General features: G+C 72.1%; 22 protein-coding genes. 10 read left to right on the top strand and 12 right to left on the bottom strand.

The features are described 5' to 3' along the window. Positions 1–8: 8 nt before the first annotated feature. On the bottom strand, positions 9–407 hold the full coding sequence (locus SAVERM_RS11540) for a hypothetical protein (protein WP_037650012.1): 399 nt from the start codon (positions 405–407) through the stop codon (positions 9–11). Positions 408–502: 95 nt separating this feature from the next. Between SAVERM_RS11540 and SAVERM_RS11535 the strand changes: the two genes are divergently transcribed. From SAVERM_RS11535 to SAVERM_RS11525, 3 genes are all read left to right on the top strand, one after another. After that, positions 503–4,327 (top strand): right-handed parallel beta-helix repeat-containing protein, encoded by a 3,825-nt coding sequence (locus SAVERM_RS11535; RefSeq protein ID WP_037650014.1) that lies wholly within the window; start codon positions 503–505, stop codon positions 4,325–4,327. 399 nt (positions 4,328–4,726) lie between these two features. After that, the gene (locus SAVERM_RS41440) at positions 4,727–5,353 is read left to right on the top strand and encodes a lasso peptide biosynthesis B2 protein (RefSeq protein ID WP_010983638.1); all 627 of its coding nucleotides are present in this window, start codon (positions 4,727–4,729) and stop codon (positions 5,351–5,353) included. Between the two features lies 1 nt (position 5,354). Continuing rightward, on the top strand, positions 5,355–7,172 hold the full coding sequence (locus SAVERM_RS11525; protein WP_037650016.1) for an asparagine synthase-related protein: 1,818 nt from the start codon (positions 5,355–5,357) through the stop codon (positions 7,170–7,172). A 29-nt stretch (positions 7,173–7,201) separates the two neighbouring features. On the opposite strand, the gene SAVERM_RS11520 is transcribed toward SAVERM_RS11525, so the two are convergent. Both SAVERM_RS11520 and SAVERM_RS11515 read right to left on the bottom strand, forming a co-directional pair. After that, entirely contained in the window at positions 7,202–8,638 is a 1,437-nt protein-coding gene (locus tag SAVERM_RS11520) for a sensor histidine kinase (RefSeq protein WP_010983636.1), read from the bottom strand. Continuing rightward, on the bottom strand, positions 8,635–9,378 hold the full coding sequence (locus tag SAVERM_RS11515) for a response regulator transcription factor (RefSeq protein WP_242432234.1): 744 nt from the start codon (positions 9,376–9,378) through the stop codon (positions 8,635–8,637). The genes SAVERM_RS11520 and SAVERM_RS11515 overlap by 4 nt, the downstream gene beginning before the upstream one ends. Positions 9,379–9,529: 151 nt before the next feature. On the opposite strand from SAVERM_RS11515, the gene SAVERM_RS11510 reads away from it, so the two are divergent. The 3 genes from SAVERM_RS11510 to SAVERM_RS11500 are packed head-to-tail and all read left to right on the top strand — an operon-like array spanning position 9,530 to position 12,045. Continuing rightward, on the top strand, positions 9,530–10,867 hold the full coding sequence (locus SAVERM_RS11510) for a ferredoxin reductase family protein (protein ID WP_037650069.1): 1,338 nt from the start codon (positions 9,530–9,532) through the stop codon (positions 10,865–10,867). Positions 10,868–10,886: 19 nt separating this feature from the next. Beyond that, positions 10,887–11,306, top strand: a complete 420-nt coding sequence (locus SAVERM_RS11505) for an FMN-binding protein (RefSeq protein ID WP_010983633.1) — start codon at positions 10,887–10,889, stop codon at positions 11,304–11,306. A 1-nt stretch (position 11,307) separates the two neighbouring features. Then, entirely contained in the window at positions 11,308–12,045 is a 738-nt protein-coding gene (locus tag SAVERM_RS11500; RefSeq protein ID WP_010983632.1) for an FAD:protein FMN transferase, read from the top strand. A gap of 57 nt (positions 12,046–12,102) precedes the next feature. On the opposite strand, the gene SAVERM_RS11495 is transcribed toward SAVERM_RS11500, so the two are convergent. The 5 genes from SAVERM_RS11495 to SAVERM_RS11475 form a co-directional block, all read right to left on the bottom strand. After that, the gene (locus SAVERM_RS11495) at positions 12,103–12,687 is read right to left on the bottom strand and encodes a GTP-binding protein (RefSeq protein WP_010983631.1); all 585 of its coding nucleotides are present in this window, start codon (positions 12,685–12,687) and stop codon (positions 12,103–12,105) included. After that, positions 12,674–13,030 (bottom strand): DUF742 domain-containing protein, encoded by a 357-nt coding sequence (locus SAVERM_RS11490; RefSeq protein ID WP_010983630.1) that lies wholly within the window; start codon positions 13,028–13,030, stop codon positions 12,674–12,676. The genes SAVERM_RS11495 and SAVERM_RS11490 overlap by 14 nt, the downstream gene beginning before the upstream one ends. 1 nt (position 13,031) lies before the next feature. Then, the gene (locus SAVERM_RS11485; protein WP_010983629.1) at positions 13,032–13,463 is read right to left on the bottom strand and encodes a roadblock/LC7 domain-containing protein; all 432 of its coding nucleotides are present in this window, start codon (positions 13,461–13,463) and stop codon (positions 13,032–13,034) included. Between the two features lie 11 nt (positions 13,464–13,474). Then, positions 13,475–15,964 carry a sensor histidine kinase gene (locus tag SAVERM_RS11480; protein ID WP_010983628.1) on the bottom strand — a complete coding sequence of 830 codons (2,490 nt, stop codon included), beginning with the start codon at positions 15,962–15,964 and terminating at the stop codon, positions 13,475–13,477. A 228-nt stretch (positions 15,965–16,192) separates the two neighbouring features. Beyond that, positions 16,193–17,218, bottom strand: coding sequence for a substrate-binding domain-containing protein (locus SAVERM_RS11475; RefSeq protein ID WP_010983627.1), 1,026 nt, complete (start codon positions 17,216–17,218; stop codon positions 16,193–16,195). Positions 17,219–17,548: 330 nt separating this feature from the next. Between SAVERM_RS11475 and SAVERM_RS11470 the strand changes: the two genes are divergently transcribed. The 4 genes from SAVERM_RS11470 to SAVERM_RS11455 all read left to right on the top strand — a co-directional run bounded on the left by SAVERM_RS11470 (position 17,549) and on the right by SAVERM_RS11455 (position 22,145). Then, positions 17,549–19,525, top strand: coding sequence for an RICIN domain-containing protein (locus SAVERM_RS11470; protein WP_010983626.1), 1,977 nt, complete (start codon positions 17,549–17,551; stop codon positions 19,523–19,525). Between the two features lie 108 nt (positions 19,526–19,633). Next, positions 19,634–20,761, top strand: a complete 1,128-nt coding sequence (locus SAVERM_RS11465) for an ABC transporter ATP-binding protein (RefSeq protein WP_010983625.1) — start codon at positions 19,634–19,636, stop codon at positions 20,759–20,761. Beyond that, positions 20,758–21,480 (top strand): ABC transporter permease, encoded by a 723-nt coding sequence (locus SAVERM_RS11460; protein ID WP_010983624.1) that lies wholly within the window; start codon positions 20,758–20,760, stop codon positions 21,478–21,480. Before SAVERM_RS11465 ends, SAVERM_RS11460 begins: the two co-directional genes overlap by 4 nt. Beyond that, positions 21,477–22,145, top strand: coding sequence for an ABC transporter permease (locus tag SAVERM_RS11455; protein WP_010983623.1), 669 nt, complete (start codon positions 21,477–21,479; stop codon positions 22,143–22,145). Before SAVERM_RS11460 ends, SAVERM_RS11455 begins: the two co-directional genes overlap by 4 nt. A gap of 57 nt (positions 22,146–22,202) precedes the next feature. On the opposite strand, the gene SAVERM_RS11450 is transcribed toward SAVERM_RS11455, so the two are convergent. From SAVERM_RS11450 to SAVERM_RS11435, 4 genes are read right to left on the bottom strand one after another with little or no spacing between them, the layout of a single operon-like run. After that, positions 22,203–22,817, bottom strand: coding sequence for a GTP-binding protein (locus tag SAVERM_RS11450; protein WP_042494337.1), 615 nt, complete (start codon positions 22,815–22,817; stop codon positions 22,203–22,205). Next, complete coding sequence (locus SAVERM_RS11445) at positions 22,765–23,205, bottom strand: DUF742 domain-containing protein (protein WP_010983621.1); 441 nt, start codon at positions 23,203–23,205, stop codon at positions 22,765–22,767. Before SAVERM_RS11445 ends, SAVERM_RS11450 begins: the two co-directional genes overlap by 53 nt. A 33-nt stretch (positions 23,206–23,238) precedes the next feature. Then, the gene (locus SAVERM_RS11440; RefSeq protein ID WP_010983620.1) at positions 23,239–23,715 is read right to left on the bottom strand and encodes a roadblock/LC7 domain-containing protein; all 477 of its coding nucleotides are present in this window, start codon (positions 23,713–23,715) and stop codon (positions 23,239–23,241) included. Further along, positions 23,712–26,297 (bottom strand): ATP-binding protein, encoded by a 2,586-nt coding sequence (locus SAVERM_RS11435; protein ID WP_037650025.1) that lies wholly within the window; start codon positions 26,295–26,297, stop codon positions 23,712–23,714. The genes SAVERM_RS11440 and SAVERM_RS11435 overlap by 4 nt, the downstream gene beginning before the upstream one ends. Positions 26,298–26,325: the final 28 nt, after the last annotated feature.

The following is a 26,325-nucleotide window of genomic DNA, read 5'->3' as shown; positions in this document are numbered from 1 at the left end:
AGGCCCGTTCACCTCTCGGGGTCGAAGCGCAGCGCCAGGTCGAAGATCTCGCACACCGGACGCTCCTCGCCGACCGCCCGCTGCTCCCGCCGCGTACAGACCCCGCGCGGGCAGACGTGCTGGCCGAGCAGGGCGTGCGGGGCGCCGTCCGTCACCCGGGGCGGGAGGGTGGTGCCCCGCGGCGCACCCTCGTCCGCCTCGTCCGCCGTGCGCCCGGGCAGCAGGCCCAGGGCTTCGAGGTGTTCGCCGATCGGCCCGCCCTCGCGGGCGGCCCGGACCGCACGGTCGATCACCAGCCGCCCCGACGCGCCGACCGGCCCCCGGTGCATCCTGCGCAGCCGCGCCAACTGCTGGCAGAGAAGCGCCAGTTGACGGTCGTGATCCTCGTGTGACGACACATCACTCATGGTAGTCCCATCCTTTACGCTGGTCCTGGGTTGGTCGAAGTGCACCCGTGGGGACGAGGCACTCGACAGCCGGGACATCGACACGGGGGGTACGGGTGGACGTCCGGCATGACACCGGGAGCGGCGACGACGCCGCGCCCACCGACGGCACACCCCTGCCCGCGCCCCGCCGGCCGGTGCGGCGTCCCGCCGCGGCCCGCACCACCTTTCACCGGGACCGGCGGACGGTCCGCAAACGGTTGTGGGCGGCCTCGGGTGCGGGCGTCGGCGCCGTGGTGTGCTGGGTGTCCGCGGATGCCGTACACGCCGTGCGGGCCCCCGTGCCGGTGGTGGCCGAGTGCGTCCTGGGCGGAGCCGTCCTCGCCGTCGTCTGTGTGCGGCTCCTGCTGACCTCTCTGTGGCCGGTCGCGCTCACGGTGGACATCGACGGCATCGAGTGGCACGGGCCGCTGCGCCGGCTGCGGTGGTCCTGGCCGGAACTCGACTGGCTGTGCGTGGTCCCGGCCGTGGACCGGCGCATCCTGCGCACCGGCCACCGTTTCCCGGAGCAGCTGCTCCTACGTACGACCCCACCTGCCACCGCACCTGCCACCGCACCTACGACCCCGCCCACGCCCTCACCCCTGACCGCGCCCGCGACCGCTCCGGGCCCGCGTCGCCGGATCACCGGGCCGGCCGGACTCCTGCTGCGGACAGTGGAGTTGACGCCCCGCTGGGACGCGGGCTGGCGCTGTGTGAGCGTCGACCTGCGCCCGCTGGCCGTCGAGCCCCGCGAGCTGGACCTCGCGCTCGACACCCACGCGGGCCCCCGCTGGCGCCGTACCGGACTGCCCCCGGCAACCACCTCCGCGGTGGCCACCGGCAGTGAGTACCGCATCCCGGGCCGCCTGCGTTCACCGCTGACCCGCAGGGCGGCGGGCTACGGCGGACGGCTGTCGGTCGCCGTCTGGCTCGCCTGTTGCTACGGCTACCTCCGGTTCGCCGCTACCCGGCCGGGCCCGGGCCTGCACTGGGCCTACCTCGGCGCCGGACTCGCCGCCCCTGCCGTGGTGCTGCCCGCGCTCCTCGCGCTCGACCACCTCCTCGCCCGGCGCTGCGCGCTGCACCTGGACGCGGGAGGGCTGCGGCTGCACGCCGGCGGCACGGACCGTGCCCTGCCCTGGAGCGCGGTGGAGTCGCTGGAGATCGGCTCCGCCCCGGAGGGCGCACGCGGGCGGCAGCACCGCTGGGCCCTGCTCGCGCGCCCGCTCGTCCCCGAGCCGGGCGCCGCACCGCCGCGGGACTGCTTCCGGGCCGCCCCCGACGGCACGCTGCGGATCGTCCCGGTACTCGCCGGTGTGCCGGGCGAGGCCCTCGGACTGGCCGTCCACCCCGGGCAACTCGCCCACGCGCTGCACACGTTCGGGGTGCGGGTCGCCGGGCCGGCCCGGGACGGCGACGGCGCCCAGCGCTGGTCCGCGCCCGCTCTCGACGCCGCCGTACCGCCCGCCGACCCGCCGTCCGCCCCGCCGTCCGGGACCCGCTCCGCGGCCCCCGGCGAGCTGCGTGTGCTGCGTGTCTCGCCCACCGGCGACAGCGGCCACCGCACCATCGCCGCCGCGCTGCGCGCACACACCGGCCCGGGGCCGCTGCGGGTGATGGTCGAGCCGGGCCGCTACCCCGAGCCGCTGTCCCTCAAGGGTGAGGTCGAACTCTGTGCCGCGCGGGGCCCGGGGACCGTGGTCGTCGAACCGGCCGTCGCCGGGGCGAACGTGCTCGACGTGACCGGCAGTGCGGTGGTCACGGGCCTGGCGGTCGTGGGCCGCGGCACCGCGACGGTCGCGGTCTTCGGCCGGCTGCTGCTGCGCGACTGCCGGCTCGAAGGCCGCGACGGAGCGGCCGCCCTGACCGCCTCGGCCGGCAGCGAGATCACCGTGATGGGCGGTGAACTGGCCGTCGGCAAGGCGACGTTGCAGGGGGCCCGCGCCGTGCTGCGCGGCACCCGGTTCCAGGCGGCGGGCGAGGACGCGCTGGTCGTGTCTCAGGGCGCGCACGCCGAGGTCACCGACTGTGTCTTCGCCGACGGCCGCGGCAGCGCCGTCCACGTCAGCGGGGCGGGCACCCGGGCCCGGCTCCGGACGTGCGAGTTCTCCGGCTTCGGCGGACACGGCGTGCTGGTCGAGCAGCAGGCCGAGGCCGAGGTGCGCGACTGTCTGCTGCGCGACCTGTCCGGTACGGCGCTCGGCTTCCGCGACCAGGGGCACGGCACCGTCGTCGGGACCCGCGTGCGCGGCGCGGACGCCGGGGCCGTCGTCTCCGGCGGCGCGGATCCGACCCTGCGCGACTGCTCCTTCCACGGCTGCCGGGCCGTCGGGGTGCGGGTGACCGAGGAAGCCGTGTGCGGGATCGAGGACTGCTCGTTCGAGCACCTGTCCAACGCCGCCCTGAGCGTCGACCAGAAGGCCCGGCTCCGGGTGAACGGTTGCCGCATCGTCGACGCCAGACACGGTGTCGTCGTGGAGAAGGGCCACGCGAGCCTGGAGCGGGTCGAGGCCCGCGCGCTCACCGGTTCCGTGGTGCGGCTGTGCCAGGACGGCACCTTCGAGGCCGCGGAACTGCGCGCCGACGACTGCAAGTACGGCCTGCACGCGTCCGGCTCCGGATCATCCGGCGAACTCACCGGCGCCGAGCTGTGCGGAATGCGGGACTGCGCTCTCGTACTGACCGGATCCGCCCGGGTCGTCGCGCGGAACCTGCGGATCTCCGAGCCCGTGTCCGACGGCCTCTTCGCGCGCGACACCTCATATCTGACGGTGCGTCAGTGCACGGTCGAGCGGGCCGCGCGGTACGGGGCGCACATTCTGGACAGCGCCGTCCTGGTCGCGGACCAACTGACCGTGACGGACTCCGGTGCGCACGGGATCCTCGCGGAGAACAGCAGCCAGTTCGACATCCGGGACAGCTCCTGCACCGGCAGCGACGGCGACGGGCTGCGCACCCGGAGCGACGTCAGCGGCCGGATCACGGACAGCCGGATCACCGGCAGCCGCGGCGAGGCCGTCGCGGGCGACGGCAGCGTACGCCTCGACGCCGTCACCACCCGCGACGCGCCGCCCCCGGCCGGGCAGCCCGCCGCCGGGCTCGGACCGCAGGCCGAACTGGACGCGCTGATCGGTCTGACCGAGGCGAAACGCCAGGTCCGTACCCAGGTCGACCTGCTGCGGCTGGCCCGGCTGCGCCGCGACGCCGGCCTGTCCGAACCGCCCGGCGGCCGTCATCTGGTCTTCTCCGGGCCGCCGGGCACCGGCAAGACCACGGTGGCCCGGCTCTACGGCCGGATCCTCGCCGAGCTGGGCGTGCTGTCGGACGGCCGGCTCGTGGAGGTGCACCGCAGCGATCTCGTCGGCCAGTACCTGGGCTCCACCGCCCTGAAGACCCGCGCGGTCTTCGACAGCGCCCGCGGCGGGGTGCTCTTCATCGACGAGGCGTACAGCCTGGCCCGGCGCTTCGGCGTCAACCACGACCTCGGCCAGGAGGCGATCGACGAGCTCACCAAGCTGATGGAGGACCATCGCGAGGACGTCGTGGTGATCGCCGCCGGCTACCCCGTGGAGATGGAGGGCTTCCTGGAGGCCAACCCGGGCCTTGCGTCCCGGTTCTCCCGGATCGTGACGTTCTCGCCGTACAGCCCGGGCGAACTGGTCCGCATCGTGCGCCACTTGGCGGACCGGCACGGCTTCGAGCTCGACCCGGACGTGGAGCCCCGGCTCCTGGCCCGCTTCCGGGGCCGGGCGAGCACCGGCAGCCCGTCCAACGGGCGGGACGCCCGCACGCTCTTCGAGACCATGATCGAACACATGGCGGGCCGCCTGTCCGACATCGACCGCCCCACCCATCAGGAACTGCTCACCCTCCGCCCGGACGACATACCGGAGCCCTGAGGGGTGCCGAGGGGGCGAGGGCGTGTCGTTGGGTTTCCACACCCGTACCGCCTGGGTTTCAACACCCGTACCACAAGCGGGAAGCGGCAGCACCTCGGTCACCCCGCGACCGGACCGCGGTGCGGTCGCGGTCGGGTTGCGGTCCGGTTGCGGGGCATTCGCGGCAGAGTAGCCTGGATTTGATCGACACCGCCTGATTCTGGAGGTAGGCGATGTTTCTTCGACGACTGCGGCGTCGTATGCCGCGTGGGCTCGTCCTTCTCGGCAGTGGCCGTTCGATCCGGGGCTTCAGTGGCGGCCTCTACGACGGGCACGGATATCAGTCCTGAACACCGCCCACCGAGTCGAACCGGGCCTGCCGCGGAGTCACCGCGGCGGGCCCACCTTGGAGGATGTGGGGTGGCAGAGGAGACCGATGCCCTGGCGGCCATGACGCGGATCCTGTCACCGCACTGCCGGGTCACCAGGATGTCCGGCGGAGCTCTGATCGCGGACTGGAGGCGGCGGACGCGTTTTCTCGGCATGACTGCGACGGACATGCGGAAGTTCGCCGACGGAAGCTCTGAGGAACGCGCCGAACTCGTCACCGGGCTCATCCGTGCCGGGTGTGCGACGGCCCGCCGGAAGGGGCACTCGGACGTCGAGGTCGGGCTCTGGTTGCGCGGAGTGCACCTGCTGATCCGGACCCTGGGATTCGGGCGCGTCCTTCGGCTCCTGTCCTTGGCGGCCCCGGTCTACGCCCGTGCCGACCCCCCGTCCGCGGAGGACGTCGAGCGGTTGAAACGAGCGGTGCGGTCACACAGCCGCAGCAGTTGGTTCGTCAACGACGACTGCAAGACCGAGGCCGTGACGGCTTTCGTCCTGCTGCGGCGGTGCGGCCTGAAGGCCGTGCTCCACGTCGGTGTGCGCGAGCACCCGTTCGCCCTGCACGCCTGGACGTCTTCGGCGGGCCTGTGCATCCCTGACGCCGATCCGCGAGGGCACGCGTTCGCGCCGGTGCTCTCGATCAGTTGCGCGGGGCAGTGACGTGGAAGCGCTCCGCCTCGAGTGGGCCGCGGGCGCACCGAGGCTCCGGGCGACCGAGGCCATGGCGCGGCAGGGACTCGTGACGACGGTCTCCTCCCGGGCCGGCACCGCGGTGGTCGTCGGCTGGGCCGGCTCGGTCCGTGACCGCGTGGCGGGCGCGCACGGCCTCCTGGACGACTTCGGCCGACCGGGAGCCGCACCGCGTCTGCCGGCCGGCGACTATGCGGCTGTCCTGGTGTGCCGCGACCGCGTCCTGCTGATGCGGGACGAGCAAGCACGCATCCCCCTGTTCTTCAGGGAGTCCGGCGGACAGGTGAGCGCGGTGAGCACCTCGGCGCGCCGGCTGGGCGACTTCGAAGAGCTGGAACGTCGCTACTTCTGCCGGTACCTGACCGGGAACATGGCGCAACCGCACTCGGAACTCACCCCTTTCGCCGGCGTGCACCGGGTCCTCGGCGGCGAGGTCGTGGAGCTCTCGATCACCGGGCGGATGCGCGGTCGGGCGCTGGGACGCGTCGGTCACGCCGACCACCCGTGGGACTCGACAGCGGACGGGCTCCGGCTCAGCGGGGCCGCGAAGGAGCTGCGCCTCGCACTGGAGCACGCCGTCGGGCGCCGCATGGGCACCATGACGGCGTGTCACGTCTCCGGCGGCACCGACTCCACCAGCGTCGCGTTGCTCGCAGCCCGTCCGACGGCCGCGGGACAGGACAGCCCCAGGGACCTTGTCCTGCTCGCCGGGCGCTTCGGCACAGGAGAGCTGGCGGGGGAGCAGCCGTACCTCGACGAGGCGATGAAGGAGATCCACCGGCACGCACCCGGGGCCCGCCCGGTGATGGTCGATGTCGGCGACGTGGCTGACTTCGACGACTTCCAGGACCACGCGGGAGACGCGGACGAGCCTCATGCGCACGCCTTTCGCGCCCCGTTCTGGAGCAGGCTCCATGCCGCTGCGGCGGAGCTGGGCTGTGACATCCTCCTGACCGGCTGCGGGGCCGATGCGATGGTGGACGCCAACCCCTTTCACCTGCACAGGCTGGCCCGCACAGGGCAGCTCCGGCAGCTGACGAAGCAGGCACGTGCCTGGGCCGCGGGCAGCGAGCGTGGCGTGCGGGACGTCGTCTGCGACTACGTCATGCGGCCGGCTCTTCCGCTGACCGCCGAACGGATCACCGCGCTCGTCCGCCGCGGAACGGTGCTGGGCGGCCTCGGCAGCTTCACCCGCCCCCGATGGCTGCGACCCGGATTCGCGCGGGCTCACGGCTACCGTGAGGCCGGCATCGCGGAGAGCCGCTTCGTGTTCGGGCGCAGGCCGGAACAGTCGCTCTTCGAGGCGGCCAATTACCTCGCCGCTCCCGACCCGCTCTCCTGGCGCCGCGCACGGCAGGACGGATTCTTCCTCTCGCACCCCTTTCTCGACCACGAGGTCATCGCCACGATGCGCAGCCTCCCTCCGGAAGCCACGTTCCGTCCGGGCCGTCCGAAGGCGGTTCTGCGCGAGGCCATGGCGGATCTGCTTCCGTCCCGGATCCGCGGCCGAGCGGTCAAGGTCCCCTTCGACGAGCTCTACGCCCGCGGCCTGCGCAGACACGGCGACGAACTCATCGACCTCTGCCGCTCCGCGAGGCATCCGCTGGTCGCGGAGATGTTCGACGTGGAGACGCTGTGCCGGGCTGTGAGGGAGGCTCAGCTCGGGGTGGGCGACGCGTACTCCTGGGACCGGATGAACAGCTCTCTCGCCCTGGTGGTGTGGCTCGAGCGGCTGGACCGGCGCGGCTGTGCGGGTGGTGCGGGCATGCCGGTCATCGCCGGCTCTTGAGGTCCCCCACCCCTGCGTGCCGAACCCCGCTAGTCCCTGCGGCCCAGCGGGATCCCGAGGGTGAAGACCGTCGCCCCCGGTTCGCCGGTCAGTGCGACGGTGCCGCCGTGCGCCCGCACCAGGGAGCGGGCGACCGCCAGGCCCAGGCCGCTGCCCCCGCGGTCGCGGCTGCGGGCCTTGTCCACCCGGTAGAAGCGGTCGAAGACCCGCTCCCGGTCGGCCGCCGGAACGCCCGGGCCCGAGTCGGCGACCCCCACCCACGCCGTGCCGGACGAGACCGAGACCTCCACGGACACCTCCGTTCCGGCGGGGGTGTGCACGGCGGCGTTGGTGAGCAGGTTGTCCAGCACCTGCCGGATGCGCAGGGGGTCGAGCCGCAGCGGTACGGCGTCGGGACCGGTCGTCACCGTCAGCGGACGGTCCGGGTGGCCCGCGCGGAAGGCGTCCGCCGCCTGGCGCACCAGCTCCACCAGGTCGGCGTCCTCCATCCGCAGCGGTGTCTCCACCTCCGCGGCGTCCAGGCGGGCGAGCAGCAGCAGGTCGTCCAGGAGCAGCCCCATCCTGGCGGCCTCGGCACGCAGCCGCGCCAGATGCCTGTCCCGTTCCCCGGGCGCGTTGGCGGCCGCGTACTGGAACAGGTCCGCGTAACCCCGTACCGACATCAGGGGCGTACGCAGCTCGTGCGAGGCGTCCGCGACGAAGCGGCGCAGCCGCTGTTCGGCCTCCGCGCGGACGGCGAGCGAACCGTCGATGTGCTCCAGCATGGTGTTGAACGCGGTGCGCAGCTCCTCGACCTCCGGACCGCCGCTGCGGCCGTCGTCGCGCAGCGGCAGCCGCGCCGCCGACCCGGTCAGATTGTGCGAGGCGATGCCGTGGGCGGTGTGCGCCATGTCGCTCAGCGGTTTCAGACCGCGCCGCAGCATCGCCCGGCCGAACACCACCAGGGCCAGCAGCGCGAGGACGAACGCGACCACCTGGACCGTGATCAGCTGCCGCACGGTCGCCTGGACGTCCGCCATGGGCGCGGCACTGACGAGGACCACACCGGGTTCCACCTCGCACGCCTGTAGCCGGTAGGTGCCCTTGCCGTCGATCCGCACGGTGCGCCGAAGGTCCGTGTCCGAGTGCGCCATCGTCTCGGCGAGAGCGGTGAGCGCCCGGGTGTCGGCCGGTACGTCGGCCGGCCTGCGCAGCACGGCCGAGTCGCCCGAGACGTCGTACACCGCGGTGTACCAGCCGTAGTACGGCTGGCGCTGCACGACGCCGTGCACTTGGGCGTCCTTCGACTGCAGGACCTGGACGAGCTTCATCTGGTCGCCCAGCTGGGCTTCCAGATAGTCGCGCATGTACGTGGTCAGCGCCGTGCCGACGACGGCGAACACGACGAGGGACAGCACGCCAAGGCCCAGCGCCAGCCGGGTGCCCAGGCGCAGCCTGCGGTACGTCCGCCGCAGCCGCCCGGTCACCGGGCCGCCGGCCGGATCACGTATCCGAAGCCCCGGACCGTGTGGATCAGCGGCTCCCTGCCCGCGTCGGCCGCGCTGTCTTCGGCGGCGACGTCGCCGGCATCGGCAGCGTCGGCTTCGTCGAGTTTGCGGCGCAGGCGGCTGACGACCAGCTCCACGACGTTCGAGCGGCCCCCGAAGCCGTACTCCCAGACGTGGTCCAGGATCTGCGCCTTGGTCAGCACGGCCGGCGACTTGCGCATCAGATAGCGCAGCACCTCGTACTCGGTCGGCGTGAGCGTCAGCAGCCGGTCGCCCCGCCGCACCTGACGGGTGTCCTCGTCCATCGTCAGGTCGGCCACCCGGAGCACGGACCGCTGGAAACCGGGTCCGGCGCTGCGGCGCAGCACGGTCCGCAGCCGGGCCATCAACTCCTCCACCGCGAACGGCTTGACCAGATAGTCGTCGCCGCCCCTGGTCAGGCCCGCGACCCGGTCGGCCACCGTGTCCCGGGCGGTGAGGAACACGACGGGCACCATCGTCCCGGACCGACGCAGCCGGTCGAGGACGCCGAACCCGTCGATGTCGGGCAGCATCAGATCGAGCACCACGATGTCCGGAGGGAACTCCGCGGCCAGGCGCAGCGCCTCCTCGCCCGAGTACGCGGTGACCGCGTCCCAGCCCTCGTAACGGGCGACCGTCGCCACGAGGTCGGCGATGGGCGGGTCGTCGTCCACGACGAGGAGTCGTACTTTTTCCACCTGCTCATAGTGCTTCACGTGTCCCAGGGCGCCAGAGCGGGCCACCCCCCGGACCCATATCGATAAGCAGTTGAAAGTCCGGCGACAGGAAAACGACAGCTCTCGCCAGCGAAGCTCGGTGTCCCAGGACCCGATCAAGGAGCTGCCGTCCGTGACGACCGTCCAATCGCCCCCTGCGCCCCCCACGGCGATACGCCCCAGGGTGGTGGCCCGCGCGGGCCTGTACGCCGTGCTGGCCGCGAACGCGGCCGTGGTGGCCTTCCTCTTCGCCCAGGCCGGGTTCGCCTCGAACGCGCTGATCGTGCTGGGCCGGCTGGCCGGCCTGTACGGCGCCCTCCTGATGGCCTTTCAGCTGCTGCTGGTGGCCCGGCTGCCGTGGCTCGACCGCCGGATCGGCATGGACCGGCTGACCAGCTGGCACCGCTGGACCGGCTTCGGCATCCTGTGGACGCTGCTCGCGCACGCCGTCTTCATCACCTTCGGTTACGCACAGTCGTCGTCGATGGATCCGGTGAACCAGCTGGTGGACCTCGCCGAGACCGTCGAGGGCGTGCTCCGCGCGGTCGTCGCCCTGACGATCATCGTCGTCGTGGGTGCCGTCTCCGGCCGGTACGCCCGGCGCCGACTGGCCTACGAGACATGGCACTTCATCCACCTGTACACCTACGTCGCCGTGGTGCTCGCGTTCACGCACCAGGTCGCGGCCGGTACGACCTTCACCTCGTCGTCCGCCGCCACGGCGTACTGGTACGCCGTGTGGGGCGTCGCGCTCGGCTCGGTGCTCGTGGGCCGGCTGGTGCTCCCGTTGTGGCGGAACTGGCGTCACCAACTGCGGGTCACGGCCGTGGTCCCGGAGTCCGACAACGTCGTCTCGATCCACATCTCCGGCCGCGACCTGGACCGGATGCCCGCGCGGGCGGGCCAGTTCTTCCTGTGGCGGTTCCTGACCCGGGACCGCTGGTGGCAGGCCAACCCCTTCTCGCTGTCGGCCGCCCCCGACGGCACGCGGCTGCGGCTCACCGCGAAGACGGCCGGCGACGGCACCGCGGCCCTGCGGCATGTGAAGGTGGGCACGCGGGTCTTCGCCGAGGGGCCGTACGGCGCCTTCACCGCGATGCACCGCACGCGTCCGGAGTCCCTGCTCGTCGCCGGCGGGGTGGGCGTCACACCCATCCGGGCGCTGCTGGAGGACCTGGAAGGCCACGCGGTGGTCATCTACCGGGTGGCCGAGGACCGCGACGCCGTCCTCTACGACGAGCTGCGGGAACTCGCCCACGCCAAGGGCGCCGAACTCCACCTGGTGACCGGGCCGGCCGCCCCCGACAGGCTGGCCCCGAGCGAACTCGCCCGCCTGGTACCGGACATCGCCGAGCGGGACGTCTTCCTGTGCGGACCGCCCGGGATGACCACCACCCTGCTGCGCACCCTGCGCGAGCTGGGCGTGCCCAAGCAGCAGATCCACCACGAGCGCTTCAGCCTGGCCGGATGAGGGAGACGAGGAAATCCCGGTGAAACGAGCACTTCCTGTCCTGGTCCTGAGCGTCGCGGGCCTGATCCCGCTGTGGCGCTACGAACCGTCGACCGACACGACGTCCACCACCCAGACCGCCCCGCCCGCCGCGTCGCCTTCCGCGTCCTCCTCGCCGGGTTCTTCGCCGGGTTCTTCGGCCCAGGTCGTCGCGGGGTCGACCGTCAAGACCGAGAAGGGCCCCGTGCAGGTCGAGGTGACCTTCGAGGGCGACACGATCAGCGCCGTGCGGATGTTGCGGCAGCCGAACCATCCGCAGACGACGGCGGCGGTGCCGAAGCTGGTCGCGGAGACGCTGAAGGCGCAGAGCGCGGACATCGACACGGTGTCCGGCGCGACCGTCACCAGCGACGGGTACAAGGAGTCGCTCCAGGCCGCCCTCGACGCGAAGGGCGCCTGAGGTGCGGCGCGTCGAACACGTCATGGGGTTCCCGGTCTCGCTGCGGATCGACGACGAGGGCGACTTCGACGCGGCCGCGGACGCGGTGTTCGCCTGGCTGCGGGAGGCCGACGCGCGGTTCAGCCCCTTCAAGGCCGACAGCGAGGTGTCCCGGCTGGACCGGGGCGAGCTGCGCGAGGACGCGCTCAGCGCGGATCTGCTGGAGGTCCTCGACCTGTGCGAGCACTACCGGGCCGCCACCGGCGGAGCCTTCGACGTGCGGCTGCCCGGCCGTGGCCTGGACCCCTGCGCGGTGGTCAAGGGCTGGTCGGTGCAGCGGGCGGCGGAGCTGCTGTCGGCGGCGGGGGCGCGGAGGTTCTGCCTGAACGCCGGCGGTGACGTGGCCGCCGCCGGCGGTCCCTGGCGGGTGGGCGTACGGCATCCCGAACACGCCGACAAGCTGTGCACGGTCCTGGAGCTCACCGACGGGGCGGTCGCGACCTCCGCGCGCTACGAACGCGGCGACCACATCCGCGACGGGCGCACCGGGCGACCGGCGACCGGCCTGCTCAGCCTGACGGTCGTGGCGCCGACACTGACCGAGGCGGACTCGGTCGCGACGGCGGCCTTCGCGATGGGCACGGAGGGCGTCGAGTGGGCCGCCGGGCTGGACGGCTGCGAGGTGTTCGCCGTGGACGCCGAGCGTCGGGTCCTGCGTACGGCGGGACTTCCGGTGGCCGGGGCGCGGGCGGCCGCATAGCCCGGGGCGGACCCCCGCCCGGCCGCCAGGGCCCCGCGACGGGCCGGCTCGGCCACGTCAGCGGGCGGCGATCAACTGGTCGATCAGGGCGATCAGTACGTCCCGGCACGACTCGCGCTCCCGTGCGTCGCACAGCAGCACCTGGGCCCGCTCCGGCAGGGCCAGGGCCTCCCGGATCTCCTCGGGCGTGTACGGATGCAGTCCGTGGAAACCGTTGACGCCGATGACGAACGGGATGCCCCGCCGCTCGAAGAAGTCGACGGCGGCGAAGCTGGACTCCGGCCTGCGCACATCGATGAGGACCACCGCGCCCAGGGCCCCGATGGCCAGGTCGTTCCACATGAACCAGAACCGCTGCTGTCCGGGGGTGCCGAAGAGATACAGCACGAGTTCCGAGCCGATCGTGATCCGGCCGAAGTCGAGGGCCACGGTGGTGGCGTCCTTCTCCGCGATGCCGTCGAGGTCGTCGACGTCCAGGCCGGCGGCGGTCAGCGGTTCCTCGGTCCGCAGCGGCGCGATCTCGCTGACGGAACCGACCATGGTCGTCTTGCCGACGCCGAATCCGCCGGCGATCAGGATCTTGACCGTGTCGGGTGCCGCGGCCGCGGGGGCGGCAGGTGCGGCGGGGTCAGAGCCGGCCAAGGCCGTCCCTCACTTTCTGCAGCAGGTCCAGGTCCGTGGTGCGGGAGAGGAGGCGCGGCGGGTGGGCGGTGATCCGGCCCGCCTCCAGCAGGTCGCAGAGCAGGATGACGACCACGCTCGCCGGAAGGTCGAGCCCGGCGGCGAGTTCCGCCACCACGACCGGCTCCGCGCACAGCCGCAGGATCCGGGTGTGCTCGGGCTGCGGACGGAAGCTCCCGGCGGGCGGCCGTTCCACCGCGGTCACCGACGTGATGAGGGTGAAGTCGGCCCGGCTGGGCCGGGTCCGGCCACCGGTCAGCGTGAACGGCCGCACCAGACGACCAGCCGCGTCGCCATCCGTCACCTCACTCGCCGCTGTCGGCCGCGGTGCCCGCGCCCCCACGCGGTGGCGCGCTGAGGTGCTCGCCGATCTTCTTCACCAGCATGTTCATCTGGTACGCCACCACACCCACGTCCGCGCCCTGTCTGGTGAGGACGACGAGATGGGCGCCGGGGCCGGCGGCGGTGAGGATCAGATAGCCCTTGCCCATCTCGATGAGCGCCTGACGCACCGGGCCACGGCGGAAGTCCATGCTGACGCCCTTGCTGAGGCTCATCAGCCCGGAGGCGGTCGCCGCGAGCCGCTCGGCGTCGTCGCGCAGGAACCCGGTGGACTTGCTGACGACCAGTCCGTCCTCGGAGAGCACGACGGCGTGGTCCACCTCGGCGACCCGGTCGACCAGTCCGGTGAGCAACTGGTCGAGCTGGCTGTGCGTGGCGGGGGTGGGGCGTGTCATTTCCCTGTCCTTCATGAGCGGTCTGCGGGCGGAGTCGAGAGCGTGGGGGACGATGCGCCCGGGGCGGGAACCCGGGCGTCCGGGTCTTCGGCGGCGGCTTCCTCCCGGTGGTCGTACGCCCCCTCGGCGGTGGTGTCCCGGGCCTGGAGCGTTCCGCGCTGGAAACCGGCGAGCGAGGCGGCGGCACGCTCCGCGGTGAAGTCCTCGCAGGGGTCGTCGTCCTCCCGGCCGGGCGCGGCCTCCTCCTTCAGCTCGGCGGCCAGGCTGGTCTGCGGCACCCGCCGCGGCAGCGGAGCGAGTCCCTCGCGGCGTACGCCACCGGGTTCGGGGCGGGGCGTGCGGCCCGCCGTCCTGCGTACCCCTTCGGTGTCCGACTCCGCTCCGTTCGCGGGGACTTCGGCCGTCCGGGCCCGCGCGGCCGGCCGCGCCTCCCGCGTGCGTTCGTGGGGTTGGCGGGCCGGATCCGGGGTGCCGGCGGTGCCCTTCGCCGCTGCGGCCGGTTCGACGGTCCGTGCGTCGGCGGAGCCGGCCGGTTCGGTGTCCGTGGACTTCGTGGACGGGGAGCCGGAGGCCTCGCGCACCACGATGGCGTGCGGGATCAGCACGATCGCGGTGGTCCCTCCGTACGGCGAGGAACGCAGGGTGACGGCGATGCCGTGCCGGGTGGCGAGCCGGGCGATCACGAACATGCCGAGCCGGAGGTCGTCGGCCAGGGCCACCACGTCGAACTGCGGGACCACCGCGAGCTGGGCGTTGAGGGCCGCGTAGTCCTCCTCGGACATGCCGAGACCGCGGTCCTCGACCTCGACGGCCAGCCCCTTGGCCACCATCGCGGCCCGCACGCCCACCGGGCTGGGCGCGGGGGAGTACGCGGTGGCGTTGTCGATGAGTTCGGCCAGCAGATGGATGACGTCGGCCACCGCGGGCGGGGTCAGGAACACCTCTTCGTCGGTGTGCACCTCCACCCGCTGGTACTCGGCGACCTCGCCGACGGCGCTGCGCAGGATGTCGATCAGGGCGACCGGCTCGGTCCAGCTGCGCCGGGGCTGTTCGCCGCTGATGATGACGAGGTTCTCCTCGTAGCGGCGGAGCTGACTCGCGGTGGAGTCGAGTTCGTACAGGCCCTCCAGGATGTGCGGGTCCTGGTGCCGGCGTTCCAGTTCGTCGAGCTTGCTGAGCTGGAGGTTGACCAGGTTCTGGCTCTGCCGGGCGATGCCCAGGATGACCTTCTGGAAGCCGCGTCGGGTGTCGGCGAGTTCCACCGCGGTGTGGACCGCCGTGCGCTGCGCGGTGTTGAACGCCTGGGCCACCTGGCCGAGTTCGTCCCTGCCGTAGTCCAGCGGCGGTGTGGCGGAGTCCACGTCGACCTTCTCGCCCCGGTCGAGCCGGGCGACCACATCGGGCAGCCGCTCCTCGGCCAGGCTGAGCGTGGCCATCCGCAGCCCCCGCAGCCGCCGGGACAGGGAGCGGGTGATGCGCCAGGACAGTACGACGCACAGCAGCAGGGCGGCGAGTCCGCCGGCGCTCAGCGAGGCCGCCTTGATCAGCAGTCCGCGGGCCTTGTCACTGCTGCGGTCGAGCAGGGCCGAGGTCTGCTGTTGGATCAGGTTCGCGTACTGCGCGGAGACTTGGTCCAGCGCGGCGCTCCAGCGCTTTCGCGCGTCCGGCAGCTCGATGGTCCGCGCGACGCTGCCGTTCGCCGTCCGGGCCGCGATGACCTGGTCCTCGACGTCCTCCAGGGTCTGCCATTGCGGACTCTGCAGGATCCGGTCCGTCTGCGTCTTCGCGCTGCCGCGCAGCGAGGGGACGAGCTGGTCCTGGACGAGCCAGCGCCGGGCGTCGACCAGTTGCGCGAAGCGGACCCACGACTTCTCGTCGAGCTTTCCCGACGGCCAGGCCAGCGTCAGCTGGGCGTCCTCCTGGGAGACGATCTCCGCGGCGTGTTCCAGCGCGACGAGCGGGCCGGCCTGCGAGGTGAGATCCCCGTCGTCGACCTGGGAGAGCTCCTGGAAGGCGTGGACCTGGTTGTCGATGATCGAGGTGTACTGGTCCAGGGCCTGCTTGGCGGTGATGTCGGTCGGGTCGTCCACCTGGCCCCGGTAGTACTCCAGGCTCTTCGCCGCGGCCATGACCGGGTACATCCGTTCCCCGACCCGGGCCGGGGCCATCTCGATCTCGTCGGACCGGCCGACCAGCCGGGTGACCGCCGCGTCCGTCCGTCGCCGCTGCTCGTCCAGGGCGGCTCTGGAACCGCCGGGCGAGGCCAGCCAGGCGGCCGACAGACTCCGCTCCCGTTGCAGCGCGAGCGTCGCGTCGGTCCCCATGGCCCCGGTCGACATGCTCAGCTCGGTCTGCGTCCGCAACTCCAGACCCTCCGAGAACATCTGCTTCGTCGTCACACCCCACATGGCGGCGAGGGTGACGCTGGGGAGCAGCGCCAGCAGGATCAGCGAGAGACGTATGGAGCCGAGGCGGCGCCGGGCACCTGTTCGTCGAGACATCGTCGTCCTAGCCGATGAGCGGTGAGCGGAAGGGGGCAGCGGGGAGGGGCAGCGGGGAGGGGGACAGCGGGTGACGGGGCGGCGGGAAAGGGGACCGTGGGCGCAGTGCGGTGGGTGACCGCGTGGCCGGTACGGCACAGGGGGTGCGCAGGATGCTATCCGTACAAGTGACCGTACGCACCGTGAGGGAGCGAAAACCTTGGCGACGCCGGGGTACGACGGCGCCGCTCAGCGGGTTCCGTCGGCCGCGTACTTCGCGACCTCGGCGACGTTCTCCTTGGTGACGAAGGCGGGGCCGGTCAGCACGGGAGCCTCTCCGCCGCCGCTGAGATTGCCGTTGGACCGGTAGAGCCACAGCGAGTCCACGGCGAGATAGCCCTGGAGATAGGGCTGTTGGTCGACCGCGAACTGCACATCCCCGCGCTGCACGGCCTTGACCACGTTCTTGCTGAGGTCGAAGGTGGCGATCCTGGCCTTGCTGCCCGCGCTCTTCACCGACTTCACCGCCTCGAGGCCGATCTCCGCCCCGTTCGTGACGACTTCGTCGATGCTCGGGTCCTGCCGCAGCCGGGCCGTGACGGAGGCGGTCACCGCCTTCGGGTCGGCGCCGTCCACGTACAGCATCTCCGTCCGGCCGCCGAACGTCTTCTTCACCCCGGCGCAGCGCGCCTCCAGCGCCACATTGCCCTGCTCGTGGATGACACACAGGGCGTGCTGGGCGTGCAGGGCGTCCAGCTTGTCGCCGAGCGCACGGCCCGTGAGGCTCTCGTCCTGGCCGAAGTACTCGAGCAGGCCGTAGGAACGCCAGTCGTCGATACCGGAGTTGAGGCCGACCATCGGTATGCCGGCGGCCATGGCGTCGGCGACCGCGCCCTTCATCGCCTCCGGCTTGGCCAGGGTCACCGCGATGCCGTCGACCCGGTCGCGGACCGCGTCCCGCAGCAGCTCCGCCTGTCCCGCCCCCGTGGCGTCGCTGACGTAGGTCAGCTCGATGCCGTCCTTGGCGGCCGCCGTCTGAGCGCCCTTGCGCACCAGGTCCCAGAAGGCGTCGCCGCGCTCGCCGTGGGTCACCAGGGCCACCTTGATCCGGGCGGTGCCCGCCCGGCCCGCCGCTTCGGTGCCGGCGTCCGACCCGTCGGAAGCGGAGCAGCCGGCCGCGAGCAGGCAGACGGCGACCGCGCCGGCGGCCAGGGCCGCGCCCCGGGCGGGTGGGGCGGAGCTGCGGGGAGCGTGAGGTCGGAGGGAAGCGTTCATGGGTGTGCGGCACCTCGCTGTGCGGCTGAGCAAGGAAGAAGGAAGGGGCGGCGTGATGTCGGCGCGGTCGTCGCGACGATACGTGCCGAGGGTCTGGCTGTTCGTTGGGCCGGAGCCAATCGTGTGGGACGTCCGGCAGTCAAGTGAGCGGCGGCACAGCAGGCTTGCCCCGGCCCGCAGGCGCGCAGAACCTCCTGTGTCGCACCCGTTGACTTCCCTCTCGCGGGACTCTACGTTCGGCGCGCCAATCGTTCGATGAGCCGATCTGTGTTCGAAATATCGACAGATTCCGGGAGTCGCCTCGGCTCTTCCGGAAGGGTTTGGAGCCGCATGTTTCCCCCACCGCGCTCGACCGGCCGGAGCTTCGGCCGCCGCCTGCGGATCGCCGCCGTCCGCGCACTCGTCCTCGCGCTCACCGCGGCCGCCACCCTCCTCTTCGTCCAACCAGCGCCCGCGCAGGCGGCGGTGACGACACGTCAGATAACCGTTCCCAGTGCGCCGATGGGCTGGGCCTCCTGGAACAGCTTCGCCGCGAAGATCGACTACAGCGTCATCAAGAAGCAGGTCGACGCGTTCGTCGCGGCGGGCCTGCCGGCTGCCGGGTACACGTACATCAACATCGACGAGGGCTGGTGGCAGGGCACCCGCGACAGCGCGGGCAACATCACCGTCGACACCGCCGAGTGGCCCGGCGGCATGAGCGCCATCACCGCCTACATCCACAGCAAGGGACTCAAGGCCGGCATCTACACCGACGCCGGCAAGGACGGCTGCGGCTACTACTACCCGACGGGGCGCCCCGCCGCGCCCGGCTCGGGCAGCGAGGGCCACTACGACCAGGACATGCTCCAGTTCTCCACCTGGGGCTTCGACTTCGTCAAGGTCGACTGGTGCGGCGGCGACGCGGAAGGGCTCGACGCGGCGACGACGTACAAGTCCATCAGCGACGCGGTCGGCAGGGCCGCCGCCACCACGGGCCGGCCGCTCACCCTGTCCATCTGCAACTGGGGCTACCAGAACCCCTGGAACTGGGCCGCGGGCCAGGCCCCGCTGTGGCGGACGAGCACCGACATCATCTACTACGGCAACCAGCCGTCCATGACCAGTCTGCTGTCCAACTTCGACCAGACCCTGCACCCCACGGCGCAGCACACGGGCTACTACAACGACCCGGACATGCTCATGGTCGGCATGGACGGCTTCACCGCCGCCCAGAACCGCACCCACATGAACCTGTGGGCGATCTCCGGCGCGCCGCTGCTGGCCGGAAACGACCTGACGACCATGACGTCCGAGACCGCCGGGATCCTCAAGAACCCCGAGGTCATCGCCGTCGACCAGGATTCCCGAGGCCTCCAGGGCGTCAAGGTCGCCGAGGACACCACCGGCCTCCAGGCGTACGGCAAGGTGCTGTCCGGCACCGGAAACCGCGCCGTCGTCCTCCTCAACCGCACCTCCGCCGCGCACGACATCACCGTCCGCTGGTCCGACCTCGGCCTGACGAACGCGTCCGCGACCGTCCGTGACCTGTGGGCCCGGCAGAACGTGGGGACGTCCGCCACCGGGTACACGGCCAGTGTCCCGGCGGGCGGCTCGGTGATGCTGACGGTCACGGGCGGCACGGAGGCGGCGGGCGGCGCCTACGCGGCCACCTCCACGGGGCGCTACACGGGCGTGACCGCCGCCAGTACCGGCCTGAACGTCGTCGACGTCGCCTACACCAACAACACGAGCTCGGCCCGCACCGCCACGCTCCAGGTCAACGGCCAGACCGCCACCACGGTCTCCTTCCCGCCGACCGGCGCGAGTGCGGGCACGGTCTCCGTCGAGGTCTCCCTCTCCAAGGGCTCCGCCAACACGCTCGCCCTCTCGGGCGGCCCGGCCACCGAGGGAATCACCGTCCGGCCGCTGCCCGGCACGAACGGCGCCCTGGTCACCGGCAAGCAGTCCGGCCGCTGTGCCGACATCTACAACAACACGATCACCAACGGCACCCAGGCCGAGTTGTGGGACTGCAACGGCGGCCCCAACCAGTCCTGGACGTACACCTCCCGCAAGGAACTGGTGCTGTACGGCAACAAGTGCCTGGACGCCTACAACCTCGGTACGACCAACGGCACCAAGGTCGTCATCTGGGACTGCAACGGCCAGGCCAACCAGAAGTGGAACATCAACAGCGACGGCACGATCACCAACGTCAACGCCGGCCTCTGCCTGGACGCCTACAACGCCGCCACGGCCAACGGCACCTCGCTCGTCCTGTGGAGCTGCGGCACCGGTGACAACCAGAAGTGGACGGTGACGTAGCCGACGAGGCGAAACGCGGGCCGTCTAGACTCTTCCCGCAACGGCCTGCGCGATCGACCGTGGCCGAAAAACGGCGTCTTCTGCCAAACCCGAAGGGTATTCGGCGTTTTGATACGGATAGATTCAGTCACCAAGCGGTACCCGGACGGAACGGTGGCGGTCGACCGGCTGTCGTTGGAGATACCGGACCGCTCGATCACCGTCCTTGTGGGGCCGTCGGGCTGCGGGAAGACGACGACCCTGCGGATGATCAACAGGATGGTCGAGCCCAGCGAGGGCACGATCCTCCTCGACGGTGCCGACATCACGAAGCAACCCGTGAACACGCTGCGACGGTCCATGGGTTACGTCATCCAGAACGCCGGTCTCTTCCAGCACCGCACCATCGTCGACAACATCGCGACCGTGCCCCGCATGCTGGGCTGGGGCAAGGAGCGGGCCCGGTCGCGGGCGAGGGAGCTGATGGAGCGGGTGGGGCTCGACGCCTCACTCGCCAGGCGCTACCCGTACCAGCTGTCGGGCGGACAGCAGCAGCGCGTCGGCGTGGCCCGGGCCCTGGCCTCGGACCCGCCCGTGCTGCTGATGGACGAGCCCTTCTCCGCGGTCGACCCCGTGGTGCGCAAGGGACTTCAGGAGGAACTCCTGCGGATCCAGGACGAGTTGGGCAAGACCATCGTCTTCGTCACCCACGACATCGACGAGGCGATCCGGCTGGGGACGATGGTCGCCGTCATGCGCACCGGCGGCCATCTGGCCCAGTTCGCGCCGCCCGCCGAACTGCTGTCCGCCCCGGCGGACGCCTTCGTGGAGGACTTCCTCGGCACCGACCGCGGCATCCGGCGCCTTTCGTTCTTCCCCTCCGCCGGGCTGGAGCTGCTGACCACTCCGGTCGTCGCGATCGACTCCACCGCCGAGCAGATCGCCGCCCGCGGCACGCCGGACGTGCCCTACCTCCTCGTGACCGACGTCGACGGCAAGGCGCTCGGCTGGAGCGAGCCGAAGGACCTCACCGCCGGGAAGGTGGTGCCCGAACGGCTGCTGCCGTACGGTCGGCCCTTCGAGTCCGGCAAAGACTCGCTGCGCGCGGCCCTGGACTGCGCCGTGCTCTCGCCCACCGGCTGGGCCGTCGCCGTGGACGGCACCGGACGGGTGGTCGGGGTCGTCTCGCAGGAGACGATCGGCGAGGCCATCCGCGGCGCCCACGCCGAGCGGCGGAAGGCGGACCTCGCCGGATGAACGGCTTCTTCGACATCCCCAGCGACCTCCAGCACAGCTATCTCGGGCTCATCGGACTGCACCTGAAGGAGGCCCTGCTGCCGGTCCTGGCCGGCCTCCTCATCGCCCTGCCGCTCGGCCAGCTGTGCGTGCGGTTCCGCTGGCTGTACCCGCCGGTCCTCGGGGTGACGACCGTGGTGTACGCCATCCCGTCGCTGGCGTTCTTCGTCGTCCTCATCGACTACACCGGCCAGAGCGAGATCACCGTGATGATCCCGCTGGCCCTGTACAGCCTGGTGCTGCTCGTCCCGGCCATCGTGGACGGCGTCAGGTCGGTGCCCCAGGAGACACTCGCGGCCGCCACCGCCATGGGCTTCGGCCCCGTACGGCGCTACGTCCAGGTGCAGTTGCCGATCGCGGTGCCCGCCATCATCGCCGGGCTGCGGGTGGCGACCGTCTCCAGCATCAGCCTCGTCAGCGTCGGCACCCTGATCGGCAACCAGGGCGCCCTGGGCAACCTGCTCGCCGACGCGATGTTCTACCACCGGCCCGCACTGGCGGTGAACTCCGTGGTCACCACGGCGGTCCTGGCGATCCTCATGGACGCCGCGCTGGTACTCGTACGCGTCCTGCTGACGCCCTGGATGCCGCGCGGCACGCGCTCGGCACGGCGCGCCCCGCGGGACGACTCCGCCCGGCCCGAACCGGCCGCGCTCGCCCTTAAGGACGCGGTCCGGTGAACGTACTGCACTTCATCAACGCCTTCTTCAGCGACAGCGCCCACTGGCACGGCTACGACGGCATCCCGCGCCGGCTCCTGGAGCACATCCAGTACTCGCTGATGGCCCTCGGCATCGCCGCCGCGATCGGGCTGCCGGTGGGGCTGCTGACCGGGCACACCGGGCGTGGCGGCAACGCGCTCGCGTTCCTCGCCACCGCCGCCCGGGCGCTGCCCAGCTTCGGCCTGCTGGTGCTGATGTTCGTCCTGCTCGGCCTCGGGCTGCTGCCCGTGATGATCCCGCTGGTCGTGCTCGCCGTGCCGCCGATCCTGGTGACCACCTACGAGGCGATGCGCTCCGTCGACCCGTCGCCGGTCGACGCCGCCCGGGGCCTGGGCATGCACGAGGCGAAGATCCTGTTCCAGGTCGAGGTGCCGGTGGCGCTGCCGCTGATCCTGAGCGGCCTCAGGTCGGCGGCCATCCAGATCGTCTCGACGGCCACCATCGCCGCCTACGTCAGCCTCGGCGGCCTCGGGCGCTACATCGTGGACGGCCTCTACCAGCGCAACTACGAGAAGGTGGTCGGCGGAGCCACGCTGGTGGCCGTGATGGCCCTGGTCACCCTCGGGCTGTTCTGGACGGTCAACCGGGTCGCCGTGTCGCCCGGGGTGCGCAGGAGCGGCTGAGCACGACGACGTGGGGGCGGGCCCGGGACGGATCCTGCGTCCCGGGCCCGCGGCGCGTCATGCCCCGGTGCGGGCCAGCGCCAGTTCCAGTACGACGAGCAGCGCGTCGCGGACCGAGCCGCGTTCCCGGGCGTCGAAGACGACGACGGGGACGCGCTCGGCGACGTCGAGCGCCCAGCGGACCTCGTCGAGATCATGCTCGATCCTGCCGTCGAAGGCGTTGAGGGCGACGGCGAACGGGATCTGCTTGTGCTCGAAGTAGTCGACGGCCGCGTAGCAGTCGTCGAGCCGCCGCGTGTCGACGATGACGAGCCCGCCGACCGCACCCTCGACCAGGTCGTCCCACATGAACCCGAACCGGTCCTGCCCCGGCGTACCGAACAGATAGAGCTTCAGCGTCGGGTCGATGGTGATGCAGCCGAAGTCCATGGCGACCGTGGTCGTGGTCTTGCGCGGGGTGTGGGTGAGGTCGTCGACGCCCGCCGCGACCTCGGTGATGGCCGCCTCGGTGGTCAGCGGGACGATCTCGGAAATCGAGCCGACGGCGGTGGTCTTGCCCACGCCGAAGCCGCCCGCGATCACCATCTTGACCGGCAGCGGCGGCCGTACGGCGGCCTGTTCAGTCGGTGTCACGGAGTACCCCCCGGGAGTCGGGGATGGCGCGGAGACCATCGATAACCCTTCGCAGTACGGACGCGTCCTGGGTGATGCCGGGGTTCGGAAGGTACACCGACAGCCGTCCTTCGGAGCGCAGGTCCTCGGCCAGGACGCGGACCACGTTGAGGTGCAGCCGCAGCCGGGCCGCGAGCTCCGCGATGGACTGCGGCTGCCGGCACGCGGCAACGATGTCGTGCTGCTCGAACGAGAGCCGGTCGAGCTGGTCGAGACCCTCGGCGGTGGCCACCACCTGGGTCTCGACCGGGATCGGCGGGCCGGACCTGGTGCCCGCCACCCGGCCCGCGGTGACCAGGAACGGCCGCACGGCGGGGGCGGGGCCGACCGGGTCGGGACCCGGGGCCGTGAAGCGGTCCTCGCCGGCCGGAGTACGGCCGTCCGCCATGAGCTGTGTCCTTCCTCGACCGGACGGTGCCGGTCACCCCGTCGACGTGACGCCGACGGAGTTCTTCAGTTCGAGCACGAGTTGGGGGCTGAGCGCGGCGCCGGCCCGGTTGGCGAACAGCGTCATCTCGTACGCGATGTTGCCGAGCTTGGCCTCCTTGTCGGTGACCACGCCGAGCACCGCGCCGCTGCCGATCGCGGAGACCAGGACGTGGCCGCCCTCCAGGTCGATGATGACCTTGTTGAGGCCGCCCAGGCCGTAGTTGCCGGAGGCTCCGGCGGCCAGGCTGGTGATACCGGAGACGATGGCGGCCAGCCGTTCGGAGTCGGCGTGCTCACGCAGCTCGGAAACGGCGATGAGCAGCCCGTCGGAGGAGACGGCGATGGCGTCGACGACGCCCGCGGTCTCGGTCGCGAATCGGTTGAGGAGCCACGTGAAGTCGGCTGCTGCGGCGCGCAGTTCGGCGGGCGTGGTGCCTCCCGCCGGAGTGTCACCTGTCGACGTGCTCACTGCTCCGCTCCTTCCGGGAGGTGGTTCTGATGACTCTGGTGGTTCTGATGACGCTGGTCGCTCTGGTCGCTCTGGTGGTTCTGGTAGTTCTGGTCGGGTGTCGGCTGCGGGGCCGGGGCCGGGGTGCCGGTCCCGCTGTCCCGGTGTGCGCGCTCCACGGCGGCCTCGAACTCCTCGAGCGCGGAGCGGACCTCGTGCGCGTCGGCGGGCCGGGCGGGGCCGTGCGCCGCCTGCTGGGCGGCCTCGGCGGCCGTGGTGCGGAGGGTGGCCCCGCGGACCCGGCGGCGCAGCGGGCGGGCCGCGCCGGTGTCGTCGTGGGGGAGGAGCGTCCGCTCGGTGCGGTCCTGGAGCGCCGGCGCCGTGCCCGAGGCTGTCTCCTCCGCCTCCTCCCTGTCCTCCGTCTCCTCCGCCTTCTCCGCGGGCGCCGTCTCGCGCCGGGGCACCCGCCGGGGCAGCGCGCCCGGCCGGGACTCGGTCTCGCCGTGCCGGGGCAGGGTGGCGGCGGCGGACGAGGACGAGGTGGCGGGCGAGGAAGGAGTGGCGGGCCCCGGTTCGACGGTGGCAGCGGCCGGGGCTGTTGCCACCGCGGCCGGGACGTTGAGCGGGCTCATCGCCAGCAGCAGTGTGGACGGGATGACGGCCTCGGCCGTGACACCGCCGCCGGGGGTGCGGGACAGCGTCACCCCGACGTCCCAGCGCCGGGCGAGGCTGCCGACCACGAAGAGGCCGAGCACCTTGGTCGGCACCAGGTCCAGGCGCTCGCGGCGGATCAACCGGGCGTTCTCCTCGTCGAGGCGCTCGGCGCTCATGCCCAGACCGTGGTCGGCGATCTCGATCAGCGCGCCGTCGCCACCGGTCCCGCGCACCGCCACCTCGACGGGGCTGCCCACGGGCGAGAACGCGACGGCGTTCTCCAGGAGTTCGGCCACCATCAGCGTCAGGTCGCCGATGATGTCGGGCTCCACCATGACCTCGGTCTCGGCGCGCAGCCGGACGCGCTGATAGCCCTCGATCTGGCCGAGCGCGGCGCGCACCACGTTGGTGAGCGCGGTGGGGCCGGAGTCCAGCACGGTCTCGCGGATGCCGGCCAGCAGCATGAGGCTGTCGGCGTTGCGCCGCAGCCGGACCGCGATGTGGTCGATGCGGTACAGCCGGTCGAGCAGCGCGGGGTCGGTCTCGCCGCGTTCGACGGCGTCGATGAGGGCGAGCTGCCGTGTGGTGAGGTTGCTGACCCGGCGGCCGACGTTGCCGAACATCTCGGCGACGTTGCGACGGCTGAGCACCTGGCGCTCCAGCAGGGCGGCCGCGGTGGACTGCACGTGGTTGAAGGCCTCGGCGAGTTCGCCGATCTCGTCCCGTACGGGGACGGGCACCTCGCGCAGCCGGAGCGGGCCCAGGTCCTCGGCGTCGTCGTCGGCCACCCGGGCGAGTTCCCGGCTGGTGATGTCGAAGACCTCCTGCGCGGCATCGGTGAGAGCCTCCACCGGCCGTACGACCGACCGCCGGACCGCCACCGAGAAGGCGAGCCACAGGACGAAGCCGAGCAGAGCCGCGGCCAGCAGCAGACCGGCCCGCCACCAGGCCTCGCTGGACGCGTCGTCGGCGCGGTCGGCGATCTGGCCGATGAGCGAGGCGGCGATCTTCAGCCGGCTCTCGGCCTGCTTCGGATAAGCCGGGTAGTCGCGCAGGGCGTCCGCGAACGCCGCGCGGATCCGGGACGGCGTGTTCGCCTGGAGTCCGCTGGGGTCGATCTGGAGCTCGGCGTACGCCTCGGCGATCTCCCGCTGCGCCGTGCTGTGCTCGATCCCGGAGAGTTCGTCCGCCTGCCGCTCGGTGGCGAACCGGGCGAAGCGGTCCGCCTGGTACGTGTACAGCTCGTAGGAGCCCACGGCGTTGGTGAACTCGATGAGCGCGTTGGAGTCACCGGTCGTCGCCGAGAACACGCTGGTCTCGAAGGAGCTGTGGGCGGCGTCGGCGCGCAGCAGGGAGTCCAGCAGATTGCCGGTGAAGGTGGCGGCGAGGGCGGCGTTGCGGTCGAGTCCGAGGCCGTCGAGCAGCCCCTTGGCGGCGTTGGTGTAGGCCGGGTCGATGTTGTCGGCGGGCAGGTAGCCCTCCTCGATGGTGCCGCGCAGGCTGCCCAGGCCGTTGATCTCCTTGAGGGCCTGCGCCTCCGTGTCGGGCAGCCGGTCGCCGAACGTGCCGCGCACCTTGTCGACCTGCGCGTCCACGGCGGCCTGGGCCCTGCGGTAGGAGGTGAGCGCGGGCCGGGCGTCGGCGCCGGCGGCGGCCTCGTAGCGCACGGAGAGCAGGACGGCCTGCTGGTGCTCGTTCTCCACCCGGTCGACGAGGTCGGCGACCTGCGCGCTGTCGCGGACCAGTTGGGCGGCGGCGGCCGCGCTGCGCGCCTGGTCCACCTGGTCGGTGATGAGGTAGCAGAGCAACGCGGCGACCACGGCCAGCGGTACGCCGACGAGGGCGTTGAGCTTGCGCCTGAACGGCCAGCGGGCGGCGAAACCGCCGGTGCCGCCCGGGTTCGGCGACGGGGCCGGCCGGGTCGGCGCGTCCACCTTGTTCGTGGACACCGAGCCTCCTTCGTGGGCGGACCACGGC

It is taken from the genome of Streptomyces avermitilis MA-4680 = NBRC 14893, from assembly GCF_000009765.2.
GTDB classification, from domain to species: domain Bacteria; phylum Actinomycetota; class Actinomycetes; order Streptomycetales; family Streptomycetaceae; genus Streptomyces; species Streptomyces avermitilis.
The sequence above is the reverse complement of the archived record's forward strand: the minus strand, read 5'-3'. Positions and strand labels throughout refer to the sequence as shown.